At 46.0% G+C, this 23,236-nt stretch carries 19 protein-coding genes; 11 read left to right on the top strand and 8 right to left on the bottom strand.

Annotated elements, in window-relative coordinates:
• Positions 1–2: 2 nt before the first annotated feature.
• The 6 genes from ACYVD4_RS03440 to ACYVD4_RS03415 form a co-directional block, all read right to left on the bottom strand.
• A complete protein-coding gene (locus ACYVD4_RS03440; RefSeq protein ID WP_460942419.1) occupies positions 3–1,289 on the bottom strand; it encodes a citrate synthase in 1,287 nt (428 codons plus the stop codon).
• A 245-nt stretch (positions 1,290–1,534) separates the two neighbouring features.
• Entirely contained in the window at positions 1,535–2,776 is a 1,242-nt protein-coding gene (locus ACYVD4_RS03435; protein WP_460942984.1) for a metal-dependent hydrolase family protein, read from the bottom strand.
• 136 nt (positions 2,777–2,912) lie between these two features.
• Positions 2,913–3,290, bottom strand: a complete 378-nt coding sequence (locus tag ACYVD4_RS03430; protein WP_460942417.1) for a transposase — start codon at positions 3,288–3,290, stop codon at positions 2,913–2,915.
• Positions 3,291–3,544: 254 nt separating this feature from the next.
• Positions 3,545–3,940: a hypothetical protein gene (locus tag ACYVD4_RS03425; RefSeq protein WP_460942415.1), complete on the bottom strand. Its 396-nt coding sequence runs from the start codon at positions 3,938–3,940 to the stop codon at positions 3,545–3,547.
• 57 nt (positions 3,941–3,997) lie between these two features.
• Positions 3,998–6,871, bottom strand: a complete 2,874-nt coding sequence (gene uvrA / locus ACYVD4_RS03420) for an excinuclease ABC subunit UvrA (protein ID WP_460942413.1) — start codon at positions 6,869–6,871, stop codon at positions 3,998–4,000.
• Positions 6,872–7,002: 131 nt separating this feature from the next.
• Positions 7,003–7,224, bottom strand: a complete 222-nt coding sequence (locus tag ACYVD4_RS03415) for a DUF6965 family protein (RefSeq protein ID WP_460942411.1) — start codon at positions 7,222–7,224, stop codon at positions 7,003–7,005.
• Between the two features lie 229 nt (positions 7,225–7,453).
• On the opposite strand from ACYVD4_RS03415, the gene ACYVD4_RS03410 reads away from it, so the two are divergent.
• The 4 genes from ACYVD4_RS03410 (at position 7,454) to ACYVD4_RS03395 (ending at position 9,682) form a co-directional block, all read left to right on the top strand.
• Positions 7,454–7,588, top strand: coding sequence for a hypothetical protein (locus ACYVD4_RS03410; RefSeq protein ID WP_460942409.1), 135 nt, complete (start codon positions 7,454–7,456; stop codon positions 7,586–7,588).
• 146 nt (positions 7,589–7,734) lie between these two features.
• Positions 7,735–8,400 (top strand): arginine-tRNA-protein transferase, encoded by a 666-nt coding sequence (locus ACYVD4_RS03405; RefSeq protein WP_460942407.1) that lies wholly within the window; start codon positions 7,735–7,737, stop codon positions 8,398–8,400.
• 279 nt (positions 8,401–8,679) lie between these two features.
• Positions 8,680–9,024: a hypothetical protein gene (locus ACYVD4_RS03400; protein ID WP_460942405.1), complete on the top strand. Its 345-nt coding sequence runs from the start codon at positions 8,680–8,682 to the stop codon at positions 9,022–9,024.
• Positions 9,025–9,379: 355 nt separating this feature from the next.
• Positions 9,380–9,682 (top strand): hypothetical protein, encoded by a 303-nt coding sequence (locus tag ACYVD4_RS03395; RefSeq protein ID WP_460942403.1) that lies wholly within the window; start codon positions 9,380–9,382, stop codon positions 9,680–9,682.
• A 91-nt stretch (positions 9,683–9,773) separates the two neighbouring features.
• Here ACYVD4_RS03395 and ACYVD4_RS03390 read toward each other — a convergent pair whose 3' ends face one another.
• Entirely contained in the window at positions 9,774–10,703 is a 930-nt protein-coding gene (locus ACYVD4_RS03390) for a S1/P1 nuclease (protein ID WP_460942401.1), read from the bottom strand.
• A gap of 227 nt (positions 10,704–10,930) precedes the next feature.
• Here ACYVD4_RS03390 and ACYVD4_RS03385 point away from each other — a divergent pair, with 227 nt between their 5' ends.
• The 7 genes from ACYVD4_RS03385 (at position 10,931) to ACYVD4_RS03355 (ending at position 19,059) form a co-directional block, all read left to right on the top strand.
• Positions 10,931–12,472 carry a sulfatase family protein gene (locus ACYVD4_RS03385; protein WP_460942399.1) on the top strand — a complete coding sequence of 514 codons (1,542 nt, stop codon included), beginning with the start codon at positions 10,931–10,933 and terminating at the stop codon, positions 12,470–12,472.
• Between the two features lie 83 nt (positions 12,473–12,555).
• Entirely contained in the window at positions 12,556–13,101 is a 546-nt protein-coding gene (locus tag ACYVD4_RS03380) for a dihydrofolate reductase family protein (RefSeq protein WP_460942397.1), read from the top strand.
• A 209-nt stretch (positions 13,102–13,310) separates the two neighbouring features.
• Positions 13,311–13,571 carry a hypothetical protein gene (locus ACYVD4_RS03375; protein WP_460942395.1) on the top strand — a complete coding sequence of 87 codons (261 nt, stop codon included), beginning with the start codon at positions 13,311–13,313 and terminating at the stop codon, positions 13,569–13,571.
• Between the two features lie 119 nt (positions 13,572–13,690).
• Positions 13,691–14,422, top strand: coding sequence for an SDR family oxidoreductase (locus ACYVD4_RS03370; protein ID WP_460942393.1), 732 nt, complete (start codon positions 13,691–13,693; stop codon positions 14,420–14,422).
• Between the two features lie 164 nt (positions 14,423–14,586).
• The gene (locus ACYVD4_RS03365; protein WP_460942391.1) at positions 14,587–15,066 is read left to right on the top strand and encodes a glutathione peroxidase; all 480 of its coding nucleotides are present in this window, start codon (positions 14,587–14,589) and stop codon (positions 15,064–15,066) included.
• The gene (locus tag ACYVD4_RS03360; RefSeq protein ID WP_460942389.1) at positions 15,067–15,504 is read left to right on the top strand and encodes a MarR family winged helix-turn-helix transcriptional regulator; all 438 of its coding nucleotides are present in this window, start codon (positions 15,067–15,069) and stop codon (positions 15,502–15,504) included.
• Positions 15,505–15,747: 243 nt separating this feature from the next.
• Positions 15,748–19,059 (top strand): glycosyl hydrolase, encoded by a 3,312-nt coding sequence (locus ACYVD4_RS03355; RefSeq protein WP_460942387.1) that lies wholly within the window; start codon positions 15,748–15,750, stop codon positions 19,057–19,059.
• Between the two features lie 111 nt (positions 19,060–19,170).
• Here the strand turns inward: ACYVD4_RS03355 and ACYVD4_RS03350 are convergent, their stop codons facing one another.
• Positions 19,171–23,187 carry an AAA domain-containing protein gene (locus ACYVD4_RS03350; RefSeq protein WP_460942385.1) on the bottom strand — a complete coding sequence of 1,339 codons (4,017 nt, stop codon included), beginning with the start codon at positions 23,185–23,187 and terminating at the stop codon, positions 19,171–19,173.
• Positions 23,188–23,236 lie beyond the last annotated feature (49 nt).

The raw sequence follows: 23,236 nt of genomic DNA, 5'->3' as shown, positions 1-23,236 counted from the left end.
AACTACCGATTGGCTAATGGCGTAAACTCACGCAACGTAGCACCGGTATAAATCTGACGCGGACGGCCAATAGGTTCTTTCTGCTCACGCATCTCTTTCCATTGCGCAATCCAGCCCGGTAGTCGGCCAATGGCGAACATCACCGTAAACATGTTTGTTGGAATACCGAGCGCGCGGTAAATGATACCCGAATAGAAATCAACGTTCGGGTACAGTTTGCGCTGGATGAAGTATTCATCGCTCAACGCAGCCTCTTCCAATCCTTTAGCAATTTCGAGAACCGGATCATTCACGCCAAGTTTGCTCAATACGTCGTCTGCGGCTTTCTTGATGATTTTGGCGCGTGGATCGAAGTTTTTGTAAACCCGGTGACCGAAGCCGAACAGACGGAAACCCGTTGTTTTGGCATTTTTCGCCATGTCGATGTATTTGCTAACATCACCACCATCGGCTCTGATTGCTTCGAGCATCTCGATTACTTCCTGGTTGGCACCACCATGTAACGGGCCCCACAAAGCACTGATACCCGCCGAAATCGACGAATAAATATTTGCCTGCGACGAACCTACCAGACGTACTGTTGAGGTAGAACAGTTTTGCTCATGATCGGCGTGGAGAATCAGTAATACGTTCAGGGCTTCCACAACCACCGGATCGATTTCGTAATCCTCAACCGGCAGCGAGAACATCATATTCAGGAAGTTCGGAATATAATCGAGCTGGTTTTTAGGATAGTTCATCGGATGACCCAATGACCGTTTGTACGACCACGTAGCAATCGTAGGCAGTTTGGCCAGCAACCGGATAATATGCTGGTCGGTCTGATCTTCGGTCGAACCTTCTGTAATATCGGGATAAAACGCGCTCATGGCACTCACCAGCGAAGCCAGAACGCCCATAGGGTGCGCTTTTACCGGGAAGCCATCGAAGATTTTGCGCATGTCTTCGTTCACCAGCGTGTGCCGACGAACTGACGTTTCGAATTTTGCGTATTCATCTTTTGACGGTAACTCGCCGTAAATCAACAGGTAAGCTACTTCCAGAAACGATGCTTTTGCCGCTAAATCTTCAATCGCATAACCCCTATACTGAAGAATACCCTCTTCACCATCTAAGAACGTAATGGCGCTTTTGGTGGCACCAGTATTTTTATAACCTCGGTCTAGTGTTACGTAGCCGGTCTGGTCGCGTAGATTCGAGATGTCGAAAGCTTTCTCGTGTTCGGTCCCTTCCAAGGTTGGGAATGAATAGGATTTACCATCGACCGTTAATTCAGCGCTATTTGCCATACAAAAAACAGGGTATAGTTAATCTGAGGGAATAAATTGGGATTTGTTGTGAATCGAGATGAGTTTCTATCAAACGAGCTGGCTAAGCACCAAAACACCATAATAAAACTATCCGGCAAATCTACCGGCGTACCGGTCCGGCGAAATTAGCCCAAAAATCAAAACGACGAATGAAAACATCGTAAAAAAGCCACATTACATTTATATTAAGCTGTTTTGGATACATTCATCCATAAGATTTAAGCTTATCGTTTGTAAAAGCCACCACCCTTCATCACTAGCTTAACACGATATATATCCGAAATGGTTTTCGTAGGGTCGCCTTCTACGGCAATTAAATCGGCCAACAGACCAGTTTTGATACGTCCCCGGTCGGTTAAATGGAACGTATCGGCGTTAATAGACGTGGCCGAACGTAGCACGTCGGTGGGTTTCATGCCATAGTCCACCATCATAATCAGTTCGCGGGCATTGTCGCCGTGGCTGAACACACCCACGTCACCTCCAGCGCAAATTGTTACGCCCGCATCGAGCGCCTGTTTGAACGTAACGCGCTTCTTTTTGATACGTTCAGGTTCCGGCTCCTGTCCCTTTTTCCAACCACGATATTGACTAACGGCATCACCAGCCGCCAGCGTTGGACAAAGCGACGTACCGTGTTGTTTCATCAGCGCAAAAATTTCGGGCGTACCGGCATCACCATGTTCAACGGTTTCGCAACCGCCCAAAATCGCCCGACGCATGCCTTCGGCAGTACTGGCGTGCGCAACTACCGGACGACCGCTACTTTTCGCTACGTCGACAATGAGTTTGATTTCATCGATGGTATACGTTGGTTGTGCATCGGCCAGCAAACCCCAGCGATAATCGGCGTAAATTTTAATGGCGTCAGCTCCTTTACCAATCTGCCGACGTACCGCCTGAATCAGCGCATCGTGCCCGTCGGCTTCTTCGGCTCCCTGTGCTACGTTAATATCTGGGCTAAATCCTTTAGGTCCATAACTACCCGTAGCGATCAGCGCTTTGGTGACTACAATCATACGTGGTCCCGGAATAATTCCCTGATTGATAGCCTGTTTTAAACCAACATCATCGTAGTCAGCACCTTCGGTTCCCAGATCGCGTGCCGTAGTAAAACCAGCCAGCAACGTTTTCTGAGCATGCACCGTAGCACGGGCAACACGTAGTGAACGTGCTTCTTTCAGAACCTGATCGTCCCAGCTTGTTTCGTTGTAAGGATGGAGCAGTAAGTGAGAATGTCCTTCAATAAGGCCGGGTAATAACGTAGTGCCTTTCAGGTCGATCTGTTCTGCACCATTAGCCGAAACCGCCGAAGCAGGGCCAACGGCTTCTATTTTATCGCCCTTAACCCGAACAGCCCAACCTTCATGCATAGTTTCGCCATCGAAAACACGATCAGGCTTGAGAAGGTAAGGCCCCGACAGGCTCCCGGCTGTCGGTTTTGTATTAGCTAGTTGTGCAAACAGCCGGGAGCCTGTTTGAGCCAGTAACAAAATCACCAAAACTACTCTACTCAAAATCATTATATTCCGGTTTTATATAGGTCCATTTCCAATCTTGCCAGCGCTCACAAAGGCCCGCTTTAACAGGGTTTTGTAAAATTTACTGAACAATGCGGTGAAGTTCATTTCGGTTGCGAGGCATTCGATCATAACTACCATGTTCCCAGAAAGGACCGGATCGTTTCAGTTGTTTGTTGCACTCGATAGCGGTAAAGCCCTTCAAGCTCTGCATGACCCGGTCTAATACAATCACTGGACTTCTAACATCTGTTTCTACGAGCGTAAATACCAGATGAATATGGTTAGACATAATGGTATAAGCAATTAAATCGTATTTTAACCGATCCCAGAAGTGGAAGGCATTTGCTACAATTTTTGCTATACTGGGTTCGCCCAACCACATTGGGCCATATTCGGCTTTATCTACGATAGCTTCATATTTAGCGAAAAAAAGTCGCTCCAGTTTATCTAGCTCCAATTCAGTATTTTCCTGAAGCGCCTTAATTTGGCGTTTACGAAGCTCCTAATCCGCGACTAACTTTGCTTTTTCGACTTGGGGTATTGATCCGGCTAGGCGAGTCGTAATGAAGAATGTTCCCCCTAACGGCTGGATATGAGGTAGTTTGGAGTAGTAAAATTCTCGATAGTCCATAATAAAGGCCGTAACAGGCTCTGGCTGTTACAGACCTAATCTGACGCGCTTCTTGATGAGTAGGTAACAGCCAGAACCTGTTACGGCCTTAAACGACGTAGCAAAGCTTCGCCGAAAACTAGCACAACTAATCCCGGCAATAAAATAGCTCCTGCACGGAATCCGGCTCCGGTCAGTTTGTAAACGCCTGTATTATACTGCGTAAAGCTCTGAAACAAATAATAGCTTGATGCCGCCAATAAGGCCACCGTAATGCCAATGGCTACCGGCTGACTGAGCCGTCCGACCAGCCAGCCAATTAGTAATGATACACCAACTACTGCCGAAACTGTCCCTAATGCTTTTGGGAACGTTTCGATGGCGCCATACTCAAAAAAGAACACCCCAGCCTGACCAATCAGGTTGGGGTGAGCTAGTAGCCAGCCGTTGAGAACGACCAGCACTAGCAGCAAAACATAAAAAAACGGGTTACGCATAAGGTGATTTATCAGGTTGTTTTGAAGGCAACGAAAAACAGGGTACGTTACGTGTTTCTACCCCGCCAGTTCCATCTTCAAAAATTTACCTGTGTAACTTCCTTTGGCTTCAGCTACTTTCTCGGGCGTACCTTCTGCAATGATGTTACCACCTTTGTTACCACCTTCGGGACCGAGGTCGATGAGGTGATCCGATACTTTAATTACGTCCAGATTGTGCTCGATAATTAATACGGTATTACCCTTGTCGGCGAGTTTGTTCAGTACGTCGAGCAGGTGCGCAATGTCCTGAAAATGAAGCCCCGTTGTTGGCTCGTCGAGAATATAGAGCGTTTTGCCCGTATCTTTTTTCGACAATTCTTCGGCCAGTTTTACCCGTTGCGCTTCGCCACCCGACAACGTAGTAGCATGTTGGCCAAGTGTGATATAACCTAATCCTACGTCGTTCAACGTCTGTACTTTACGTAGTATTTTTGGCTGGCTGGCGAAGAAGTCCAGCGCCTGTTCTACGGTCATATCCAAGACGTCGGCAATGGATTTTCCTTTGAAACGAACCTCCAGTGTTTCGCGGTTGAAGCGTTTTCCTTTACAGGTTTCGCACATGACGTGAACATCGGGCAGGAATTCCATCTCGATTTTCTTCATACCCGCGCCTTCGCAATCTTCGCAACGACCACCTTTTACGTTGAACGAGAACCGTCCCGGTTTATAGCCCCGAATTTTGGCTTCGGGTAACTCAGCGAACAATGTTCTGATTTCGGAGAACATGCCCGTATACGTAGCAGGATTGGAGCGGGGAGTACGGCCAATAGGCGACTGATCTACTTCAATCACCTTGTCCAGATGCTCCAGCCCGTCTACCGATTTGAACGGTAACGGTTCGCGTTTCGATTTATAAAAATGTCGATTCAGTACCGGAAACAACGTTTCGTGAATCAGGGACGATTTGCCACTTCCCGATACCCCCGTAATCGAAACCATACGCCCGAGTGGAATTTTAAGCGTTACGTTCTTCAGGTTGTGGCCGGTAGCGTTTTTGATAATCAGGAATTTACCATTGCCTTTGCGACGTTCGGCAGGAACCTCAATGCTACGTCGACCATTAAGATATTCAGCGGTGGTACTGCCATTTTTCATAAATTCTTCGGGCGTACCAATCCCCACAACCTGACCACCATGACGCCCCGCTCCCGGACCAATATCGAGAATGAAGTCTGACTCGAGCATCATGTCTTTGTCGTGCTCGACAACCAGAACCGTATTACCTAAATCGCGCAGATTTTTCAGCGAATCGATCAGTTTTACGTTGTCACGCTGGTGCAAACCGATACTCGGTTCATCCATAATATACAGGACACCAACGAGTTGTGTGCCAATCTGCGTAGCGAGTCGAATACGTTGCGCTTCCCCACCCGACAAGGTACGTAGCGGACGATCAAGCGTCAGATAATCGAGGCCGATGTTGAGCAGGAAACCGATACGTTTACGAATCTCTTTCAGAATTTCCTTCGCTATTACGTTCTGACGGTCGGTCAGTCGATCTTCCAGGCCCTCGAACCAGGTAGTCAATTCCGAAATGTCCATATGGGCCAGTTCGGAAATGTTTTTATGGTCGATGCGGAAATAGAGGGATTCTTTTTTCAGGCGGGCACCTTCGCATTCAGGACAGCTTTTTACTACCATGAAATCTTTTAGCCACTCCTGAATTTTCTCGGTACTATTTTCCTGCTGCCGCTTCAGAAAGTTCACAATTCCTTCAAACTTGAAACTGTAATAGTCTTCACCCGGATGTTTTTTCGATGGAACCGTAGCTTCCTCGTCGGTGCCGTACATCAGCGCGTGCAGCAAGTCTTCTGGAAACTTATGAACCGGAGTCGTTAAGTTGAGTTTGTATTTCTTGAGGATCGTCTCAATTTCTTTGAAAATCCAAAGCTCACGGTATTCACCAAGTGGTGCAATGGCACCTCGGCTGATACTGAGCGATTTATCAGGAATAACCGACTCTTCTGTAATTTCCTCAACCACACCAAGCCCGTTACAAACTGGACAGGCTCCATAAGGCGAATTGAACGAAAACGTGTTGGGCGATGGCTCATCGTAACTGATACCCGATTCGGGGTCCATCAGGTTTTGCGAGAAATAGACCAGTTTGCCACTTCCATCCAGCATCTGCATAGCGCCTTTTCCCTGACGTAGCGCCGTTTGCACGGACTGACTCAACCGATATCGGTCTTCCGTCTTAGGAATAATACGGTCGATAACAATTTCGATGTCGTGGATTTTATAGCGGTCGAGCTGCATCTTGGGCGCAATGTCCTGCACTACGCCATCGACCCGCACTTTTGTGTAGCCTGTTTTCGCAATCTGGACAAACAGTTCACGGTAATGCCCTTTCCGTCCCTTCACAATGGGAGCTAGCAAGGTTGTTTTCTGACCGGCATATTGGTTCAGAATGGTATCGATGATCTGGTCCTGCGATTGCCGCTCCATCTTTCGTCCTGTCAGGTACGAGAACGCTTCACCTGCCCGTGCATAGAACAGACGCAGAAAGTCATAAATCTCGGTGGTAGTGCCAACGGTTGAGCGAGGATTCTTGGACGTTGTTTTCTGTTCGATGGAAATCACCGGACTCAATCCGTTGATTTTATCGACGTCGGGCCGTTCCATGTCGCCAATAAACGAGCGGGCGTAGGCCGAGAAACTTTCCATGTACCGCCGTTGTCCTTCGGCGTAGATTGTATCGAACGCCAGCGACGATTTGCCGCTTCCGCTGATACCTGTTACCACCACCAGTTTATTGCGGGGAATGGTAACGTCGATGTTTTTCAGGTTGTGTTCACGGGCGCCAAGAACTTCGATCTGTTCGTAGCCAGTGAGGTCAATATCAGAGAGTCCCGATGAGTGGGTTTGCGTCTTTTCTTCAGTCGTCACGCTGTAATGGCTTATTCTAGATAACAACGTAAAACGAGGGAGGGGAGTTTCCACCAATCAGACCAATACCAAGTAATTTATAGTGCCTGACTCTTATTTGCTACGTTTGTTTCTACAGCCAATTACCTACGCTACGTTGGCTGCTGATTCAGCCAACTTTTCACTTCTTCGAGCATTAGGGCGGCTGAGTTGCGCGTGGCCTCTACATCGCTCTGAAGCTGGGCGATTCGGGCATTTACTGCACCAGAAAGATTAAGGAAAATACTGTACTCATTAACGTGCTGAGGACCGGTTGGAAGGGTGCGATCTGCAAAAAAATCGACTAAAGTCTGGTGTTCACTACGTAGATGCATACTGCGAAGATAGCCACCAATACGTTTTCGGACCGAAACAATTTCATATAATACCGAAACTATGTAAACATAACATCAGGCTTTGGCGGTTATGCATCTATATACGTAACAGCACTACGTTGTGCGAACTGTTTCAAAACCAATTAAATAGATTATGAATCCAGAGATGCAGTCGGTGCTAGCTGAATTAGTATCCCAATTAAATACACTTTACTCAGGAGTAAATAATTTGAAGACGCAAGTAGACACGACACATCCTGATGCGCAACGTATTGAAGAAGCGACGAACCAGTTGCATTTGGCAATCAGCAGTCTAAAGGATATTAAGTTCGGCCTGGAGTCGGATTTCAGTTATGACGATTAAGAAGAAGTGGATTTTTAAGGTAATTTCCTGATATTCTGATTGTTTTCAAACAGGATGGTAATAATGTGTAAGTTACCTTAAAACTACCCATTGCTGCCAATGGCATTTGCCATTAACTTGCGTATATATCATGTAGGGCATTCAAAATGAGAGGAAGCCAGTTAGATTTTTGTTTGAGTAGAGGTTATTTTCGAATGCAGCAAACCGTTTTCACCTGCCAGTATCTGCTCTGTGAAAACGTTGTTTGCTCAGTACATTGGTTACGTATTGTATTAGATAATGTGCAGTATGGCCCTAAACAACTTCGGCTACTACGTCTCAACGAGAAGTTTGTTGTTGATGTAAAACCGTTTCGTCTGACGGATGAGTTAAATACACTGTATCGTATCTATAGAAACTACATCAATTTCGATGCTCCTGAAACCATTTCATCCTGCCTGCTTAATGGAAGTACGAATAATGTATTTGATACGCAGATGGTTGAAGTACGCGACGAGGGTAAACTAATTGCTGTCGGTATATTCGATAATGGCTTGCGCACCATTGCGGGCATCATGAATTTTTACGACCCAGACTATAAGAAGCACAGTTTAGGTAAATTTCTGATGCTTATGAAGATGAAGTATGCCCAGCAGCAGCAGAAAGAATACTACTATCCGGGTTATATGGTTCACAAATACCCCAAATTCGATTACAAGCTCTTTGCCTGTGAGCCGGCTACTGAAGTTTATGATGATAACACAGGTTTATGGATACCTTTTTCGTGGGAGACTGTAGTTGCGTTATCAGCTGAATTAATGGGTGAAGAATAATTTTATTCTCTTTTTTCTAAGTTTATACGAGATGCCTAATGATGTTATCAAGATTTAATAAAATCAGGTATGATAATTGATCATTCCTTACTCTTTGGTTACTTGATCTTATTTTAGAGATTTTATTATCTATATTTCAATAATATTATATTTAATAGTAACCCAATAAATTAATCAAGTCTAGTCAAGTACGATTGGCATATTTTATGTCTATAGTATCGTATTGGACAATCTTCCTCAATTAAATAGATGATAAGTTTTTTATATCAGGAAAGTTTTTTGAAAACAATCGAACTGGCCATTACGAACCGTCAGGTTATTCAACTGAAGCTAGGGGGTGCATGGCGTACTATCGAACCCTATCAGCTCGGTCCACAAAAAGGAACAGAACAGGCAATCAGTGTTTATGGTTACTGCCGGGATGTTGTAACTGATGCCTTTACCAAGAGTCGTTGGCAGCTATTTCGAATTGATGATATTGATGAGGTTGAACTAACCAACTATTCATTTAATCCTCATATTGATTACACGGGTAAAGAAGGACTTTTTCAGTCAACTTTTTGCCAGTTACGGCTCAATAATATCAAGCTTAGGTCAAGCTTTAAACAAAAAAGCTCGATTTAAAAGTTAATCGAGCTTTCCAGAAGTAACAAATGTTTATTGTTAAGACCATATTGATTAAACAAGGTCACAAAAAAGATATAAAAAAATTAAAAAAATAACAAATAGTTGAAAAATAGTATAAAACTAATAAAAATGAATACTTATTATCATACAATTAATGATTTTTATATATACAAAAAGCTTATTCTACAGATTAGCTAAAGAAGCGGTTCGATAGCTAATCTATTTTTTAATTTACGAAAGTTAATATTTTTAAACAAAAAAGATATGCATAATATTATTTTTAAACTTAAAGAAGGGTGTTAGACTCATAGTACTTCAATAAATATATATCTCAAAAAAGGCTGATAACAAAATGTTGACCCCCGGACAAAGTAAGCATCTGGCCAAACGATTGCTGGAAGCCCCACAATCAGCTTTTGCCATTGGCGATTCGGTTTGGGCGGTGCATTTTGAGCAGGTACCTGTACAATCGGTGGTCGTTGCACGTGCTTTTTTTTGTACGGGGCCCCGAACTGGCTGGTATTATATGACTTCATGCCAGAAAGAAGAAAAATGGTATCCTGAAGACTGGTTTTTTGAAAGTAAGGACGCACTTGTTAATTCACTCCTACTAGCACTTTCGCCAGGCCAGGGCTCCATATCGGCGGCTGAATAAATCATACGTAGCATAAAGCAAATTATGCCAGATAACCTGTTTCTTTAAGGTTTCTATTACTGTATTTGAAAAAGAACTCCCTCTAATTTTGTCAGTTCACTAAAAGTGTCATCAATTCGTCGGTGAGCCGATAACCCGACAGAGCAACTTGACGCTGTGCAATGGGTCTGACAGTTGCTACGTAGTCGGGCGGTAATACGTTACCCTCCTGATCGGTACCGGGCTGCAACGTATTGTTTCGATAGGCGTTGTCCTGTGCCAGTTGAAAACTCTCTTTCGACCAGGCCACAATACCGGGGTTTCCTAGTTGCGGCAGTCGCGCGCGGCTGACTTCGCGGGAGAGCTGAACCGCCAGACTATCTACCGATTTGAACTCTTCGGAGCTGAGTAACATTCCATCCCAAAACGAATGCAGATTACTGGTTCGGCTGCTCATCATTACCTTGATCTTAAACAAATTACCTCCCTGATCGCCATTGGGAAATTGATTATCGACCAGTGCCGAAGTGTGTAAAGGCATGTGTACATCGCCCGTCAGGTGGAATATCCAGCACAGTGCTACGGCTTTAGAGCTATCGGCGTTATTGCCTCGTATAATCTGCCGATTTAGCTCGTAGGCCTGCAAAATCGTTTCGCCCGTTGGCAACGTAGTGTCGGTGCGGGCAAAGCCTAATTTGGGCGCATAGACGTAGTTAATGAAGTGCCAGTTGAAGTGGTCATGATACGCGTCTTTACCTTTAATATCGTCGGGCCAGCGTGCTGCCAGCATAAACAAATATTCTTCTTGTTGCTGCTCCGATAGTTTAAGATCATTCATAAGCGGAACCCAACGATCCTGATAATATGGGTGCTTTTTTAACAGTCTTGTAACTTTGGTGAGTGTTTGAGGATAATTCGCCTGTAGATTGTGATAGGTCATGGCACCAATGGCCATATGGGTTGCTATGTTCCAGCCGTAAACAACGGATGACGTAGCGAAAAGCCAAACGACTGTAATCAGGGTAAGCCTAGCCCGAATCATGATTGAAAAAATTGTTGATGCTAACAAAGTAAACGTACCAGCCCGAATTTTCTGTGTTAACTAATCGGGTAGGTAACAGATTAGAAAAACAGATTTGTCTTGCAGCAGGTATTTACAGGCTCACAATTCATTGTACTGTTATAGAACCAATTGTATTTTAGCACTAAGCCACACTTTTTAACCAAGACGTGTGTCAGACGTAAAACATCTATAGCCAGTTAAACGTAATGAACTACGTAGCGAAACTAATCTTTGCACTCATTGTAGTGATCGGTCTGGCGGCATTCAGTCGGATTCCGGTAAAGGACGTAGCACCGGCACCACCTAATATTATCATCATTTTCTCCGATGATCACGCGTTGAAAGCTATTAGTGCCTATGGCAGTCCATACGTCAAAACACCTAACATTGACCGGATTGGCCGCGAAGGAGCTGTATTCGAAAATATGTTTTGCACCAATTCGATTTGTGCGCCTAGCCGTGCTACGTTGCTGACGGGTAAATACAGCCACATGAACGGCCATCGCGATAATCAGGGAACGTTCGATGCCAGTCAGGCCATGTTTCCGAAATACCTGCAACAGGCTGGTTACCAGACGGCATGGGTCGGGAAATGGCATCTGAAAGCAACTCCGCAGTATTTCGATTTCTGGGAAGTGGTGCCCGGTCAAGGATTATACTACAATCCGAATTTTATTCAGATGGATGGCAAAACCGTTCGAAAAGAAGGCTATGCTACCAACGTAATCACTGATGATGCGCTAAACTGGATTGATCAAGGCCGTGATACGTCGAAACCTTTTTGTCTGGTTATTGGTCATAAGGCGCCCCACCGTGAATGGCAGCCCGACACGATGGATTTGCACGCTTTTGATGGAAAAACGTTTCCCATGCCCCCTACTTTTTACGATACGTATGAAGGTCGAAAGGCGGCACAACATCAGGACATGCAGATTGTTACGCCCACCATGCGGCTCGGCCTCGACCTGAAAGTAGATATTGATACCATGCCGATCATCAAACGCATGAACCCCGCCCAACTAAAAGCGTGGAAAGCGTATTACGATCCGCTCAACAAAGCATTTAAAGAACAAAATCTGACCGGTAAGGCGCTGGACAACTGGAAGTTTCAACGCTACATGCACGATTATATGGGCTGTATTCTGTCCGTCGACCGGAACGTAGGTCGGGTGCTCGATTACTTGGATAAACACGGCATGAAAGAGAATACGCTGATTATGTATTCGTCGGATCAAGGGTTTTATCTGGGTGAACACGGCTGGTTCGACAAGCGGTTTATGTACGAAGAATCGATGCACATGCCGTTGCTGGTACGTTACCCGCCTAAACTCAAACCCGGAACCCGAACCAAACAGCTATTCGTCAATACCGATTTCGCGCCAACGATTCTGCAAACGGCGGGCGTCCCGATTCCAGCCGATATGCAGGGGAAATCATTTTTACCTCTGCCCAAACCTGCCGAATCGCGAAAAGCGGTTTACTATCACTATTACGAATATCCATACGACCACCGCGTTATGGCGCATTTTGGCATTCGCACCGAGCGTTATAAACTGATTTATTTCTACGGAAACGGCGAATCGTGGGAGTTTTTTGATCTGAAATCTGACCCGAACGAGATGAAAAATGAGTACGCCAATCCCAAGAATCAGGCGATTATCGGACAGTTAAAGCGCGACCTCAAAAAACTTACGCAGGAATACAAAGACACTGAAGCGGCCGATATGCTGGCGAAAGAAGGCGTTTGAATTAGGATAGAAGGGTTGATACGTATCACAAAACAAACCAGCGCATTACGTGTTGTTTTTGATACGTATCAACCCTTAATCGTATGCGCAAACTGGTGTATGACGTAGCGGCTTCGCTCGATAATTTCATTTCCCACTCCGACGGTTCTATCGATGGATTTCAGACCGAGGGCGAATTTGTGACTGATTTTCTGGAACGTATCAAGTCGTATGGTGTGGCCTTAATGGGAAGCCGAACGTATCAATGGGGGTATGCCTATGGCTTGCAGGAAGGCGAACCGGCTTATACGCAGGTTAATCCCGATCTGATGAATTTCATTTTCTCCAAAAGTCTTACGTTCGAGCCGGGTCCGCTAATCGAGGTAATCAATAAAGATGAGATTAAATTCGTGCAGCAACTCAAAGCGGGTGAAGGTAACCCTATCTGGCTCTGTGGCGGTGGCGAATTGGCTGCTACGTTGTTAGAAGCAAAGCTTATTGATGAGCTGGTAATAAAACTGAACCCAGTGATTCTGGGTGAAGGTGTCCGGCTTTTCGGGTCTAGCCAAATCAACGTAGCATTGACATTACTTGACAGCAAGCCTTACGAAAATGGTGTGATTTTGCTACGTTATCAGATTGATTATTAGTTTATTAAGGTAATAAATTCTTTCTGATTATGAATAATCAGAAACTAAGCGAATGAGCTTAACCGGAAATTTCCGGAATTGCTACGTTTGCTGTTGAGTAGTGAAAAACAGGACAAAAATCAGGCGATGTTTCGGGTCGCTACATAGTAAATAGAATGAAATGAATCTATTTCTGTTACGTCATTTTCATCCTTAACAACAGATACGTTATGAACCTCGCGAAGATATTTGACATCATAACTCCGCTCATGATTCTTTCTGTTATGGGCTTAATCATGATCGGCTACGGCTTTGTTAATCCGCAGCAGCAAAACAATGTGCTTCAGTTTATTTTCGGGATTCCGATTGCATTGGGTGCGGCTGGTTTTCACTTTCTGATACGCCGTGCAGCACATGGAAACACGCGCAATATCTGGATAGCTGAAGCCATCATTGTCGGGGCGCTGATCGTGCTATTTTTAAATTCCTAGGAAGAGATAAAGCCCATTGTTTGAATCTTGCAACGATTGGTTTGAATCGCGCAAAGGCAGCTCTAAGAAGCCCATCTACTTTTGTTCGAGTTTATTTAAAACCAACGTTTTAGAACGATATGAACCTATCGAACAACAAAATTCTGATCACAGGCGGTGGCTCAGGTATTGGTCTGGGGCTCGCCGAACGATTTATTCAGGAAGGTAATACAGTTATAATTTGCGGCCGTCGGGAAGACGTATTGCAGGACGTAGCAACGAAGTTTCCGGCAGTAATTACCCGAACCTGCGATTTATCCAACGCCGAGGAACGTAGTGCCTTATATCAATGGATTATAGATGAGCATCCTGATCTGAACGTATTGATTAATAACGCCGGTATTCAGCAATGGATGAGTATCACCGACGAAGATTTTATGGAACGCGCCAACGCCGAAATCACGGTAAACATTGAAGCCCCGCTACATCTGACGTCTTTGTTTGTGAATCTGCCTTCGCTAACTACTGTGTTGAACGTGACGTCTGGATTAGCGTTTGCGCCACTCGCCAAAGTGCCGGTTTATTCAGCGACAAAAGCGTTTTTTCGCTCGTTTACGTGGTCGCTACGTTATTCGCTGGCTCCCAAAGGCGTTGAGGTTATTGAATTGATTCCCCCCGCACTCAATACCGATTTGGGCGGTAAAGGATTACACGATCAGGCTCCATCAGTAAGCGGTTTTGTCGACTCTGTTTTTGAGCAATTGAAGGAAGGTAAGACGGAAATTACCTACAGCACTTCAGAAACCCGAGCGAATGCTTCGGCCGATGAACTTCGTACATATTTCAACCAGATGAACCAGTCGGCTCGGTAATAGAGTCAGAAGCTGCTCGTCCGCGATTGTATTGCGGACGAGCAGCTTCTGACAATTTCAATAAAACTCAACTTTGAGTTTTATTTTATAAATTTGCATCGTATACGATATAATCGTGCTCGATATTAATTTGAATATAATCTGACAAATAATAAGGTCAAAAGATGGAAAGTGCATTTTATGAGTTATCGGCCAAAACACCGAAAGGCGTAAACATCTCAATGGCCGATTTTAAAGGGAAAGCAGTGTTAATTGTGAATACGGCTACGAAATGCGGCCTAGCCCCGCAATTTGACGGTCTGGAAGCACTGCATCGGAAATACAAGGATAAAGGATTGGTCGTTTTGGGTTTTCCCTGCGATCAATTTGCGGGTCAGGAGCCTGAAAGCAACGAAACCGTTGAACAGGCATGTCGGTTGAATCACGGCGTTACGTTCCAGCTCACGGAGAAATGCGATGTAAACGGCTCTAACGCCCAGCCTGTATTCAAATACCTGAAAAAAGAGCTTGGTGGAACGCTTGGGGATGCGATTAAGTGGAATTTTACGAAGTTTCTGATCGACAAAGAAGGTCGACCCTACAAACGGTATGCGCCGGTTGCAAAGCCCGAATCGATAGAAAAAGATATCCAAAAGCTGATCTAAATGGAAACAGAACGTATGTCGTTAAAGCTGGACGAACAGCTCTGTTTTCCGCTCTATACAGCTTCCCGACTTGTTACGCAGTGCTACGGCCCCGTATTGAACACGTTGGGAGTGACGTATCCGCAGTATCTGGTGTTGCTGGTTTTGTGGGAAAATGATGCCGTTAATCTCAGCTTTATTGCCAGTCGTTTACAGCTTCAGTCGAACACGTTGACGCCTTTGCTGAAACGAATGCAGGAGCTGGATTTAATAGCCCGTAATCGTTCAGAAACGGATGAACGTAATATTGTTATTACTCTGACCGACAAGGGAAAAGCAATGAAAGAACAGGCGTATCAGGTTCCTCAGCGTTTAGCCGAGAAGCTTCCTTTATCGACCGATGAAGCGCACCAGTTGTACGTTATTTTGAAGAAACTGATTGGTGGGACTGGACTTTGAAATACCAACCCTACCGATCTGTAAACAGACACATTTCTGGTTAAGAAACCACAAATAAAACCCTCTCTCTTGTAACTAAGCTTAAAGAGAGGGGCTATTTGAACATCGAACAGAAGTATAGATTGAATTTAAGTGGTAATTAGTTGCCGACAGGGTAACTCTAGGAAGGAATAGTAATATTCGATCCTTAGTTTGCCATAAAAATTAGGCTTTGGCCGCCTAAACTTTCAACCTATAACTTCTATGAAACGATTAACCTTTCTGGCGTGGGCACTGCCGGCTTTAGCCGTAGCACAGCCTTCGCCACTTCAAAATGGCTTCAGAACTCCTCCCGATGCTGCGAAACCTCGCGTCTGGTGGCATTGGATGAATGGTAATATAACCAAAGAAGGAATCACTAAAGATCTTGAATGGATGAAACGAGTGGGCATTGGCGGGTTTCAAAACTTCGATGCTAGCCTGATGACGCCCCCCGTAACGCCGAAGAAACTGGTGTTCATGACGCCCGACTGGAAAGATGCCTTTAAACACACCACCGAACTGGCAAAAAAACTTGGTCTTGAAATGGCCATTGCTGGGTCGCCGGGATGGAGCGTAACGGGTGGTCCTTGGGTAACGCCCAGCGAAGCCATGAAAAAATACGTCTGGACCGAAACCCGAGTAACGAGTGGACAGCCATTTTCGGGGAAACTGCCGCAACCGTCGAACGTAGCGGGTAAATTTCAAAATGTTCCGGTTCCGGCCGAAGGCGGTCTGACTGGCCCGACAGGCGAACTACCGACGTATTATGCCGATGCTTTAGTTATAGCGTATCGATTACCGGCTGCCGACAAGCAACTGGCTACGTTCAATCCTACCGTTACGTCGAGTGGTGGTACGTTTACCCTTTCAGAATTGACCGATGGCAATCTGGCAAATACAAAACTGCTGCCACCTGCTGAAGTAGGGCAGGATATGTGGATTCAGTATGCGTTCGATAACCCGCAAACGTTTAAAGCATTCACGATTGTAGGCGCAAGTGGTGGTGGGCCACTGGCGGAGTTTCGCGGAGCACCCAACAACCGCAATCTGAAAGTGAGTGATGATGGCGTTAATTTCCGGGACGTAGTGATGATTAAGGGAAGTACCGTGCCACAAAACACAATGTGTATTGTTCCGACTACGGCCAAATATTTCCGATTTACATTCAAAACCTTAGAGCCAGAAGGCAACCCGTTTGCGGCCATGATGGGCGGGAAATCAGAACCGGGTAAACCCGAAGGTGTGCAGGTAGCGGAACTGGTTCTATATAATACGGATCGAGTCGATTTGTACGAAGAAAAAGCGGGTTTCAGTCCTTGGCAGGAAAGCACGCATTCGCTGGTGAAAGATAATGCCGATGCTATTCCAAGCAATGACGTAGTAGACCTGACCTCGAAAATGAGTGCCGACGGTACGTTGAACTGGACGCCACCGGCCGGAAATTGGGTAGTGCTACGTTGGGGTTATTCGCTCACGGGTCGTAAAAATCACCCTGCCTCCCCCGAAGCAACAGGTCTGGAAGTCGATAAAATTGACAAGGTGGCTGTTCGTAAATACATCGATACGTATCTGGATATGTATAAAGACGCTACAGGCGGCAAACTAGGCGTGCAGGGACTGGAGTATATGGTACTCGATAGCTACGAAGCCGGGCACATGACCTGGACCAAAGCGATGCCCGAGGAATTTTTGAAGCGTCGCGGCTATGACCTCAAACCCTGGTTACCTGTGTTGACGGGTCGCGTGATACGTAGTGCCGAAGCCAGCGAGAAATTTTTGTGGGATTTTCGGAAGACCATCGGCGAGATGATTGTCGAAAATCACTACGAAGTTATCGGCGATGCCTTACACGCCCGTGGCATGAAACGCTACACCGAATCGCACGAAGGCGGACGTATTTATCTGGCCGATGGCATGGATGTGAAACGGAAAGCCGAGATTCCGATGTCGGCTATGTGGACGCCCGGCAGTCTGGCCTCCGGAAATGACGAGGAAGTCCGTAGTGAAGCTGATATTCGCGAAGCGGCTTCGGTAGCGCACATTTACGGACAGAATCTGGTAGCTGCCGAGTCGATGACATCGAGCCGGAATGCGTTTGGCTGGTATCCTGAAAAACTGAAGCGGACGGCCGATCTGGAAATGGCGTCGGGTCTGAATCGTTTTGTGGTTCATACGTCGGTTCACCAGCCGCTCGACGATAAAAAGCCGGGTTTTTCTCTCGGACCTTTTGGGCAATATTTCACCCGGCAGGAAACCTGGGCCGAGCAGGCTAAGGCATGGACCGCTTATTTGGGACGTAGCTGCTTCCTGCTTCAACAGGGCAAACCGGTTGTGGACGTATTGTATTACTACGGTGAGAACAACAACATCACCCAACTTTGTACGCAGGCATTGCCCGCTATTCCGGCCGGTTACTCGTTCGATTTCGCGAATTCAACCGCGTTGAAAGAAGCATTGCGCGTGCAGAATGGTAAAATTTCGACAACCAGTGGACAAACGTATCAACTGCTTGTGCTTGATGCATCGGCAAAAACTATGACGTTGCCTGTACTTAAAAAGCTGGGCGAACTCGTTAAATCCGGTATGAAAGTGGCCGGTACGAAGCCCGAACGTTCGCCTAGTTTAAGTGATAATGCGCAGGAATTCAATACGTTAGTTAATCAGATTTGGAACAATCCAAACGTATCGACGGAGCCGTTAGAAGGCGTATTGAAAAAGCTGAGTGTTGAAAAAGATGCCGATATATCGGGTAATGCCGCCAAAATTCTGTTTGTTCACCGCCAAACCCCTGACGCGGATTTGTATTGGCTCGATAATCGAAGCGAGACTAAAAACGAAGCTACAGTAAGCTTCCGGGTTACAGGCAAAGAGCCTGAATTGTGGCATCCCGAAACGGGCAAAACTGAAAAGATAACGTATCAGATAAAAGACGGACGTACTATTATTCCACTCAAATTTGAATCATGGGAAGCTTATTTTATCGTTTTCCGGAACAAGACAAACGTAGCGACGTATACGAAACCCGCCGTCAGTGAATCGCCGGTGGCCAATGTGGAAGGCAACTGGAATGTACGCTTTCAGGAGGGTCGGGGAGCACCAGCACAAACCAACATGACGAAACTCATGTCGTTGTCTGAAAATTCGGAGCCGGGTATTAAATACTTCTCTGGCACAGCCGATTACGGTAATACATTCAATCTGTCAACTGTCGATAAAAATGCGTCGTATGTGCTGGAGTTGGGCGAGGTGAATAATCTGGCAGAGGTAATAGTGAATGGTAAAGAAGTTGGCATTGTCTGGAAAAAACCATTCCGTATCGACATTACGAACGCGGTGAAATCAGGTGCCAATACGGTTCAGATAAAAGTGACCAACCTTTGGGTAAATCGCCTGATTGGTGACGCACAGCCAGGCGTGACGCAAAAAATCACCTTCACAACCTTACCTGTCTATCGCGCCGATTCGCCACTGTTGCCATCAGGATTGATGGGGCCTGTGCGCGTGTTAGCTGCTACGTCTGCCGGTAAGAAATAGAAGTAAGAGACCCCTTCCGAGTTTAGTAGTGCGCACCACTAAACTCGGAAGGGTTTCACTTTTAAGTCAATCCCACAAACGTTGGCCTGACTCATGTTTCTCTGAAGGAAATTAGGGCATTCGTTGCCAGAATGTTCGGCTCCAGATACGTTGGAATGGCCAGTGACGAGAACGTAGCGCTATAGGCAAATAAGCATGAGCCTGTTTCGGCGTTTGCTGATAATACGTATCATCATCGGTTAAAATAAGTGAATGATACGTATCATTTGATCTTACGGTTAAGTCGGCAAAGGGGAGTTCAAGTCGCCAATCGGGGTGTTGACGGGATAGTTTATCTTTCAACAGTGTGCCCGAAGGTAAACGTTGTTGCTGTTGAGGTGTGGGCTTAAATTCGTTCTGTGCTACGTTAAGGGCATAGCTCAAATAAGATTTCAGCAGTTTAGGACCTTCGTTTGCCGTAGTTGCTACGTTCAATTGGTCAGGCCATAAACTTGTTACTACGTATACACGCTCGCGGGCGCGGGTAACAGCCACATTCAACCGATTTTCTCCTCCTCGCGCATTCAAACTACCAAACTGAGTCGATATGCGCCCTCGCTCATCGGGTGCATAGCCAATCGAAAAGATGATAACATCGCGTTCATCGCCCTGTACGTTTTCAATATTTTTAACAAATAAACCGGCTGGTAATTCTAAATGTGAATCGTCTGTAGTCAGCTTCTGTGCTATAGCACTCTCCAGCATATCCTGAATGAGTTGTTGCTGCGGAAAGTTGAACGTAACAACACCTATTGAGCGGCCAGGCATTTCATCTTTTAATCGCTCAAGAAGTTCTAAAACAGCTTCAGCTTCGGCAGGATTCGTGTTTTGTTGCCAGATTCCTTTTACGTTCAGATAACGGATCGCTGGTTCGTGCCGATTGATGTCGTCGTAACGGGGTAAAAGCGAAAGCTTGTTTTCGTAAAAATGCTGATTGGAGAATGTAATCAGATCGAGTGATTGGCTCCGATAATGCTCCGTTAAGGCCAACTGCGGTAATTGCTGGGCTGCCAGTTCGAGCAGTGATTCTACTTCAAGAGCTACGGGTATTTCCTCGTCCTGTTCCGTATCATCTAATCGGGTACGATATAAGTCGCTGGGACGTAACTGCTGATTGTCGCCCGTAACCACAACTTGTTTTCCTCTCGCCATTGCCGGAACGCCATTTTCGGCAAAGCATTGAGATGCTTCGTCGAAAATTACCAGATCGAATAAATCAGTACGTAGTGGAAACATGGCCGATACCGATTCGGGAGAAGCCAGCCAGCACGGAACCAGCTTAAACACCTCATCGGCAAACGATTCCATTAATTTACGAACCGGCCACACATTACGTTTCTTGGTAGTCTGATGAAGTAAATCCCGGTAGGTCACTACGTTATTCAGCCGGTTTAGGGTAAGATTACGATACGTTTGTTCGCGGAGCTTTACCAGAAGAATATCCCGACTGAGCGTTTGTTTACGGGCAACACTTTCCTGTAATGTCTGTTCCCATTGTTGCATTTTTAACGATGACACGCTACGCAATTCTGGATAAATGGTTTCAATATGAGTAAGCCAGGCTTGTCGCAAATTTGTTTGAAAGAGTGTTACCCAGTTTGCTGGCTCATACGGTTTCAGTCGGTCGATAACACTAGTTTCTAGTTCAGAAAAACCCTCCAGTAACCTATCTGCTTCGACCAGCAAATCAAAATCACTACGTAGTGTTTTGCGTAGTTCAACCGCTACTGAGTCATTCTCCCAAATTTCCTGAACTTGGTTGTCGGTGAGGTAGGTTTGCGTTGCTGTCTGCTGCGTTGCTACGTCTGCTGCTAACGCCAGTATTGCTTTTACTACGTACTGAAATGACTCGTGACCTTGCCAAACAGATTCGGGCAGATAGTAAAGTGGTTCAAGCACGTTTAAACGCTCGGTAAGATGTTGCGCCCGACGTAGCAGTCGTAAACTATCAGGAGTTTCGGGAAGGGGTAAGTCGTGTAATAACGTAGTGGTTTCATGCCGCGTCGATTCCAATCGAATACGCTTGTCGACCCGCTCCGCCAGTAGCTGCAAATCGGCTTCAGACAGTGTTAACGTATTGGCTGAAACAACAGATTGTAGTTGAGCTTTACCAGCATTTGTGAGTTGCCACCAATTCCAGCTTACCCAGGACGCGCGAGCGGTAAGAGCATCCGCCAGCAACGTTTTGAAAGCGCGTAAATCGGTCGTAGCTAATGACTGTTCTGGCCCCGGCGATGAAAGTGTTTCAGCCCAAGTCTGAGCCAGTTGTTCGAGTTTGGCTTCGTTTGTGGTTAAGGCGGGGTGATTGGGCGTGTTCCGTAGCTGTTGAATAACGGCCCAGAGCGTTGCTACGTCAGGTGATTCCAGCAGAGCGAGTAAGGCTGTTATTTCCCAATCATGAGCCTGCCACTCGTTTAATTGAGTTAATGAAAGCGGCTTACTCAGCAACTGCTGCGTTTCTAGTTGCGCACGTTCGCGAAGTTGTTGCCACTGTATAATTGATTGCTCAATCCTTGCTAAGTCTGGATATGTGAACGTAGCAAAACTCACCCGGTCGACCCAGCTATGATTGACGCCCAGACGCTTTTGGTAAGCAGAATAGTCAGTAAGGCGCCGGGTAAAGTTATCCACATTGTCTAAGTGGAATTGTGGATAACTATTATCCAGAGAAACCGAATCGACTGATGGATCGATAGTCAGGTAAAGCTCTTTGGCTGAAACTCCGCAGATACTCGTATCGAAAAGAGCCGTTTTAAAGGCTTGTAATTCGGCAACTGTCTCATCGATTTTTCGACTTTCGACCTCAAAATCACGTTCGAGCAACACAGCATTCAGGCTGGTATTTTGCTGGCGATACGTATCGATTTGATTAATCTGGGCCGCAATCTGTGCATACAATTCACGACGATCATCCTGAAAATCGTGAATTAGAGCCAGAAAATCGGCCATTCCAACCTGTCGGAGCCGTTCCTGAACAACATCGAGAGCGGCCCGTTTCTGACATACCAGCAACACCCGTTTGCCCGACGCGGCTGCATCGGCCATCAGGTTGGCAATCAGTTGTGATTTACCCGTACCCGGCGGCCCCTGCACAACCAGCGACTGCCCATCTTTCACCGCACGCACTGCCGCTTCCTGTGAAGCATCCATTGGCAAAGGTGTGTGGATAAATTTTTCAGGCAGGGGAAGATTTGCATGGAGCATGGATTGTTGGGATGGCACGGGGAGAGATAGGAATATATCCTGATTCTCCTCGGCTTGCTCTATGCTGTCAACTCCTAGCCATGCCTGCTCCCTGTTACTCCCTGCCTTTTCACCTTCCGCTATCAACTTGTCATAATCCGGTACCAGAAACGATCCTGCCTGTGGAAATATGCCTAACACTGCTTCGGAATATAGTTTCAGTTGGCCAGTACGTTCGAGTTGAGCAAGGTCTTTGCTGGTTTGCTTATTGAAAAAAAGAAGCTTATCTGTAAATAAATCCTGATTGAAATTGATTTCCAGAGGGGTTGTTTTCAGCCATTCGTAAAGTTGTGTCCGAAAAACGAGTGGGTCACGATCAAGATCGTCCAGATTTTTTTCCAGAACATCGTCGGGAAGTTTCACCTGATTAAACTGACCATAGGCCAAGGCCAATGTTGGATTTAGAAAAGCCAGCTCATCGCCACGACGTAGCAGCTTCCAGAATTTCCCCTGTTGCTCAATCTTAACCGGGAAAAAAAGCAATGGCGCATGAACAACTGTTTCGTCGAGAAATTTGCCTTTCACAAACGGCCAGCCAACATACAAATCTTCAGTGCCACGTTCATCTTCTATAAAACGGGCCGTGCGATCAATACGGCGGAGCTTGCGGCTAACTTCGTTACTACGTTCCTGACGTGCGTCGATGACCTCACATAAGGGAATGGCTGGCTTACGGGAAATTAAGTCGGCAATAATGCCGAAGGATGGTTTGTTGAGTAAAAAATCCGTTTCCTGAAGGTCCAGAAATTGGCTGGCTGGCAAGCTGCTTAGCAACAGCGATCTATTCCGACTACTGAGGTTCGTTAATCGACGGCGATACGTACGTAGGATATTGGCAGATAACATGGATGGAATCTACGATTCTGTACCCATTAAAACGAAATCGCAATGAAGA

The organism is Spirosoma daeguense (genome assembly GCF_054776875.1).
This window is presented reverse-complemented; position numbering and strand designations above follow the sequence as displayed.

Coding starts and splice junctions, on each gene's coding strand:
- ACYVD4_RS03390 (WP_460942401.1), bottom strand. CDS start 10,703: ATGATTCGGGCTAGGCTTACCCTGATTACAGTCGTTTGGCTTTTCGCT.
- ACYVD4_RS03350 (WP_460942385.1), bottom strand. CDS start 23,187: ATGTTATCTGCCAATATCCTACGTACGTATCGCCGTCGATTAACGAAC.
- ACYVD4_RS03440 (WP_460942419.1), bottom strand. CDS start 1,289: ATGGCAAATAGCGCTGAATTAACGGTCGATGGTAAATCCTATTCATTC.
- ACYVD4_RS03395 (WP_460942403.1), top strand. CDS start 9,380: ATGTTGACCCCCGGACAAAGTAAGCATCTGGCCAAACGATTGCTGGAA.
- ACYVD4_RS03355 (WP_460942387.1), top strand. CDS start 15,748: ATGAAACGATTAACCTTTCTGGCGTGGGCACTGCCGGCTTTAGCCGTA.
- ACYVD4_RS03385 (WP_460942399.1), top strand. CDS start 10,931: ATGAACTACGTAGCGAAACTAATCTTTGCACTCATTGTAGTGATCGGT.
- ACYVD4_RS03405 (WP_460942407.1), top strand. CDS start 7,735: ATGAGAGGAAGCCAGTTAGATTTTTGTTTGAGTAGAGGTTATTTTCGA.
- ACYVD4_RS03365 (WP_460942391.1), top strand. CDS start 14,587: ATGGAAAGTGCATTTTATGAGTTATCGGCCAAAACACCGAAAGGCGTA.
- ACYVD4_RS03425 (WP_460942415.1), bottom strand. CDS start 3,940: ATGCGTAACCCGTTTTTTTATGTTTTGCTGCTAGTGCTGGTCGTTCTC.
- ACYVD4_RS03370 (WP_460942393.1), top strand. CDS start 13,691: ATGAACCTATCGAACAACAAAATTCTGATCACAGGCGGTGGCTCAGGT.
- ACYVD4_RS03380 (WP_460942397.1), top strand. CDS start 12,556: ATGCGCAAACTGGTGTATGACGTAGCGGCTTCGCTCGATAATTTCATT.
- ACYVD4_RS03375 (WP_460942395.1), top strand. CDS start 13,311: ATGAACCTCGCGAAGATATTTGACATCATAACTCCGCTCATGATTCTT.
- ACYVD4_RS03415 (WP_460942411.1), bottom strand. CDS start 7,224: ATGCATCTACGTAGTGAACACCAGACTTTAGTCGATTTTTTTGCAGAT.
- ACYVD4_RS03360 (WP_460942389.1), top strand. CDS start 15,067: ATGGAAACAGAACGTATGTCGTTAAAGCTGGACGAACAGCTCTGTTTT.